Origin of the sequence: Pseudomonas urethralis, assembly GCF_021602465.1 — a bacterium.
Taxonomy (GTDB): Bacteria; Pseudomonadota; Gammaproteobacteria; order Pseudomonadales; family Pseudomonadaceae; genus Aquipseudomonas; species Aquipseudomonas vlassakiae.
Genome location: NZ_BQIJ01000012.1, coordinates 1 through 4,436, shown reverse-complemented (window position 1 = coordinate 4,436; position 4,436 = coordinate 1). Strand labels below are relative to the sequence as shown.

4 protein-coding genes and 2 rRNA genes are annotated in these 4,436 nt (G+C 60.3%); 2 read left to right on the top strand and 4 right to left on the bottom strand.

Annotation, left to right across the window (positions count from 1 at the left end):
* Window positions 1-80 precede the first annotated feature (80 nt).
* On the top strand, window positions 81-422 hold the full coding sequence (locus L6D64_RS18765) for a tryptophan synthase subunit beta (RefSeq protein ID WP_176509967.1): 342 nt from the start codon (window positions 81-83) through the stop codon (window positions 420-422).
* Between the two features lie 2 nt (window positions 423-424).
* Here the strand turns inward: L6D64_RS18765 and lapD are convergent, their stop codons facing one another.
* Window positions 425-2,368 carry a cyclic di-GMP receptor LapD gene (lapD, locus tag L6D64_RS18760; RefSeq protein ID WP_176509965.1) on the bottom strand — a complete coding sequence of 648 codons (1,944 nt, stop codon included), beginning with the start codon at window positions 2,366-2,368 and terminating at the stop codon, window positions 425-427.
* Window positions 2,369-2,378: 10 nt separating this feature from the next.
* On the bottom strand, window positions 2,379-3,056 hold the full coding sequence (gene lapG / locus L6D64_RS18755; protein WP_371870334.1) for a cysteine protease LapG: 678 nt from the start codon (window positions 3,054-3,056) through the stop codon (window positions 2,379-2,381).
* Between the two features lie 288 nt (window positions 3,057-3,344).
* Between lapG and L6D64_RS18750 the strand changes: the two genes are divergently transcribed.
* A complete protein-coding gene (locus L6D64_RS18750) occupies window positions 3,345-4,034 on the top strand; it encodes a GntR family transcriptional regulator (protein WP_176509963.1) in 690 nt (229 codons plus the stop codon).
* Window positions 4,035-4,109: 75 nt separating this feature from the next.
* Here L6D64_RS18750 and rrf (L6D64_RS18745) read toward each other — a convergent pair.
* Both rrf (L6D64_RS18745) and rrf (L6D64_RS18740) read right to left on the bottom strand, forming a co-directional pair.
* Window positions 4,110-4,225, bottom strand: a 5S ribosomal RNA gene (rrf, locus tag L6D64_RS18745).
* Between the two features lie 109 nt (window positions 4,226-4,334).
* Window positions 4,335-4,436, bottom strand: a 5S ribosomal RNA gene (gene rrf / locus L6D64_RS18740); the annotation flags it as partial.

The following is a 4,436-nucleotide window of genomic DNA, read 5'->3' as shown; positions in this document are numbered from 1 at the left end:
CTGGCAGGCGCAGCAGGGCAAAGTTGCCTATGCTGCGCCAGAGCCAAGCCCAAGGATTCAACATGATGAGGATGGACGCCATGTTCTATGTGCAACGCGACGGCGAGGGGCAGTTGGCGCGGGTCGAAGCCGCACCCTACGCCGAGTACACGGAAGTGCTGCCCGCCGACCATGCGGAGATTCAGGAATGGTTTGCCGACGATGTCGTCGAGAACAGCCTCAAGCAACTCAAGCAAAGCGACCTGGACATGATTCGCGTGCTCGAAGACCTGATCGAGGTGCTGACCACCAAGGGCGTGATCAGCATCACCGATCTGCCTGCCGGAGCTCAGGCCAAGTTGCTCAACCGCTCGACGGCGCGCAAGGCACTGGGCAGCTTGAACAACCTGATCGAAGAAGAAGAGGAAGGCGGCTTGATCTGAAATCAGCGCCAGGGCGCAGGCTCCCCAGACAGCTGCCCCTGAATGCCTTCAATGCCCATGTCCAGCAGTACCTGGCGCTCGCCTTCCGTCTCGACCCGCTCGGCGATCAGTGGCAAGTCGATGCTGTGCGCCGCACGCTGGATCGCTTCGATGAATAGCCGCTTGTGTTGTTCCTGGTCGATGTTGCGAATGTAGCTGCCATCGATCTTCAGATACGCCAGGCCCAGATGCGCCAGGTTGCCGATCATGCTGAAGCGGCCACCAAAGCGCTGCAGCGCCAGGCCGAAACCGAGCCCGCGCAGGCGCCGGGTCAACTGCTCCAGTGCAGCCTGCTCCGGCAGTTGCTCCTCGCCGATTTCGAAGATCAACTGAGCACCCAGTGCCGTATTCTGGCTCAGCAGCTCATAGACGCGTTGCAGGGCCTTCTGGTCGGCCAGGGTTGCGGCAGACAGGTTCAGGGCCAATACCTGACCGTGGCTGCGCAGATGGGCAAGGACCTTTTCCACTACCAGCAGGTCCAGCCGCGTCATCCAGCCAAAGCGCTCCAGCCAAGGCAGGAAGCGGCCAGCGGGCAAGGCTTCGCCCTGCTCGTCGAGTAGCCGCGAAACGACTTTGTAATGGAGCACCCGCTCAGGAGCTTTGGTCTGGACTACCGGCTGGAAGAACAACTCGAAGCGGCTTTTGACGAACGCCTCGTCCAGACGCTTGTGCCAATCGTGCTGGGTGTCACCCACAACAGCGGCGGCGCCTTGCTCCAGGCATACCCAACCCGGCAGCGGCTGATGCTCGGCACGTGCCAAGGCCTCGTCGGCCAGCTTGAGCAGCGCCTGCGGCGCATCACCCGGGCTGAACGGTGCCAGGCCAATGCAGGCGACTGGGGAGATATCGCTGGCTCCGGTTTCGTGCAGGCTTTGCAGCGCCGCCTCAAGGGCCTGGGCGAGCCGCACCGCGTCTTCGTGGACCATACCTGGCGCCAAGACGGCGAATTCACCCCCACGGCTGCGGGAGATCAAGTCGTTGGTCTCCGGGAAGGTGGCACAGGTGCGCCTCAGCTGCTCACCCACCGCTTGCAGCAGCTGGTCCGTACGCTGTCCGCCAAGACGTGCGTTGAGCCCAGCCAGCCCCTGTACACGCAGCAACAGCAGGTAGCCGGCACGGGCCTCCTCCATGTTGCTGACTCGGGCGTTGAGCTGCATCTCGAAGTAACGCCGATTCGACAACCCGGTCAGGCTGTCCTGATAAGACTCGGCGCGTAGCCGCTCACTGCGCTCAGCCTGCTCGCTGAACAGCGCCTTGAGCTTTTCGACCATCTGGTTCAGTGCCTGCACTACCCGGCGCAGCTCCGGCGTGCGCGGCTCCGGGAGGGTATGAAACTCACGCCGGGCAATGGCGTGTGACTGTTCAACCATCGCGTCCAGCGGGCGCAGTTGCCGGCGCAGCAACAAAGCACCAAGCGCCGCGCTCGCGGCACCGCACAGCAGTAGCCAGCCCAGGCTGCCCAGAGCACTCCGCCAAAGCTTGCCAATGGCAAACATGGGGTGGCTGATCACCTCGACCCGCGCGGCCTGTTGCCAGCCCCGGCTAACGATTGCATCGCCACCTGCCGCCTCCAGTCCGATCAGGTGGATGAACCAGGCAGGCACGCCACCTGGGTCCGGCTCGGCGTGACGCTCCACCAGCACGGCGTTGGAGGCCAGGTCGATGACCTTGATGCTGGCATAGTAGCCGCTGTCGAAGATCGAGCTGACCATCAGCTCGACCATGGCCGGGTCATCGATCTCAGCGGTCAGTGATAATGCCAATGCGGTGGCTGCGTCCTGGGCATGCGAGCGCAGCTGGTTGACGTACTGGCTGCGCGAGCTTTCCAGGCTGACCATGAAGCTGCCGCTGAAGGCAACAACCAGGAACAGACAAATGGCCAACAGCAGTTGTTTGAACAGTGACATCTGCGCTCCTTCAATAGACCGGTTCGGCCGGGAACCCTTCGGCCTGCATTTTCTTCAACAAGTCCTGCCAGCGTGACAGGCGCTTGGTGTCGCCGACCTTCTTGTTGCCTGCCGCGCCGGTCAGCCACAAGCCTTCGCCATTGAAGGCGTACACCGGCAGCAGGTCGGTGCGTTGGCTGGCCGGTTTGATTGCGTCCATCAGGCTGTCGAGCACCAGCGGCTGAGCCTGTGGGGTTGAATAATAGGTCAGGACCATGTGCGCACGGTTCTGGCGAAGGGCTTTGACATAGGTGATGCGCAGCTTCTCGGCAGGGATGCCCATGCGGCGCAGGCTGAAGTACTTGGCAATAGCGTAGTCTTCGCAGTCGCCGGCGCCCTTGATCAGGGCCTGGATTGGCGTGGCCCAGTAGTCGACTTCATGCCACAGGTCGATGTCTTCGACATAGCGCAGCTGCTGATTGAAGAACAGGTTGACCACCTGCAAGCGCTGCAGCTCGGTGCCTTGGTTCTGCGTCACCATGAGGTTCTGCCAGGCATCGATGCGGGCTTTGCCTGGCCCTAGCGGGCCATAGAGGGCCTGGGACTTGCGGCTGATCTCGGTGAAGTCCCAATCCGCCTGCAGCCCGCCCAGCAACAGGCTGCCAAGCAGTAGCGCAAGGCAGACGCGGCGCACAGGGGTTTTGAGCATGCAGGATATCGCCAATGCGAAGCCCTGTTCAGATCAGTCCAGAGCAGCGATGGTGCGGCCTGGCCACGTAAAAGACAATGGCACCGCGCAATCATGTAGCCAATGGTCGGCAAGATAGAACTTTATAGTTAATGCTAAGGAAGTGTCGCTTCCTTTGCCGGGATATCTCATCCACCATAACTGTGAACCCAGGCCGCTCGCTTCTTCGCCAGCGCAGGTTTGACAAGCCCCCCTACCTGTCACTAGGGTCATTGGATCCAACTTTTTTGTCGTCGAGGCATACTTCGCTTGGCCGAGAAAATCAAACTCAAGAACGTGCTGGCCAGCGAACAGCTGGCAGCACACCTGGCCCGTAGCGTTATTGAAGAACGCCTGCGCAGTGCCATTCTCGATGGCCGCCTGCCACCTGGCACCGCCGTGCGCCAACAGGAAGTTGCCGACTTGTACGGTGTCAGCCGCATGCCGGTGCGCGAGGCGCTGCGCCAGCTGGAAGCGCAATCGTTGCTGAAGGTGGAAATGCACAAGGGTGCAGTGGTCGCCCCCTTGATTGGCGAAGACGCAGTCGACACCTATGCATTGCGCGTGCTCCTGGAGAGCGAAGCGCTTCGCCAATCCATTCCGCTGCTGGATGCCGATGACATCGCCAGTGCGCGTGGTTACATCCAGCAACTGGAGAACGAAACCAGCCATGCGGAAATCGGCCGTCTCAATCGGCTCTTCCACATGGCGCTCTATGGCAAGGCATCCAACCAGAAACTGCTGCGTCTGATCGAGAACGAGCTGAACGAGGAAGAACGCTTCTTGCGCTTTCACCTGTCATCCATGGGGCTGGGCAAGCTGACCCAGGACGACCATAACGCCCTGGTGGATGCTGCCGCTGACAAATTGGTCGACGAGGCGGTAAGGGTGCTGGAGCAGCATCTGAACAATGGATCGCGGGTGATCAGAAACTACCTGGACAAACAACTCGCCCGCTAGCGCAAACGTCAGGGTACTGTAGCCCGGAAAAGAAAAAGCCCCTGTCTGCAATGCAGACAGGGGCTTTTGTTTGAATCTTGACGATGACCTACTCTCACATGGGGAAACCCCACACTACCATCGGCGATGCATCGTTTCACTGCTGAGTTCGGGATGGGATCAGGTGGTTCCAATGCTCTATGGTCGTCAAGAAATTCTGTGTGCCGGTCCGTCCCGAGGACGTACCCGCGAATCTCTGTAGTTCCTACTTAAAGACAAAACCCCTACCTGCATGTGCAGATAGGGGTTTTGCGAAATGAATCTTGACGATGACCTACTCTCACATGGGGAAACCCCACACTACCATCGGCGATGCATCGTTTCACTACTGAGTTCGGGATGGGATCAGGTGGTTCCAATGCT

Coding starts and splice junctions, on each gene's coding strand:
- lapG (WP_371870334.1), bottom strand. CDS start 3,056: ATGCTCAAAACCCCTGTGCGCCGCGTCTGCCTTGCGCTACTGCTTGGC.
- L6D64_RS18765 (WP_176509967.1), top strand. CDS start 81: ATGTTCTATGTGCAACGCGACGGCGAGGGGCAGTTGGCGCGGGTCGAA.
- lapD (WP_176509965.1), bottom strand. CDS start 2,368: ATGTCACTGTTCAAACAACTGCTGTTGGCCATTTGTCTGTTCCTGGTT.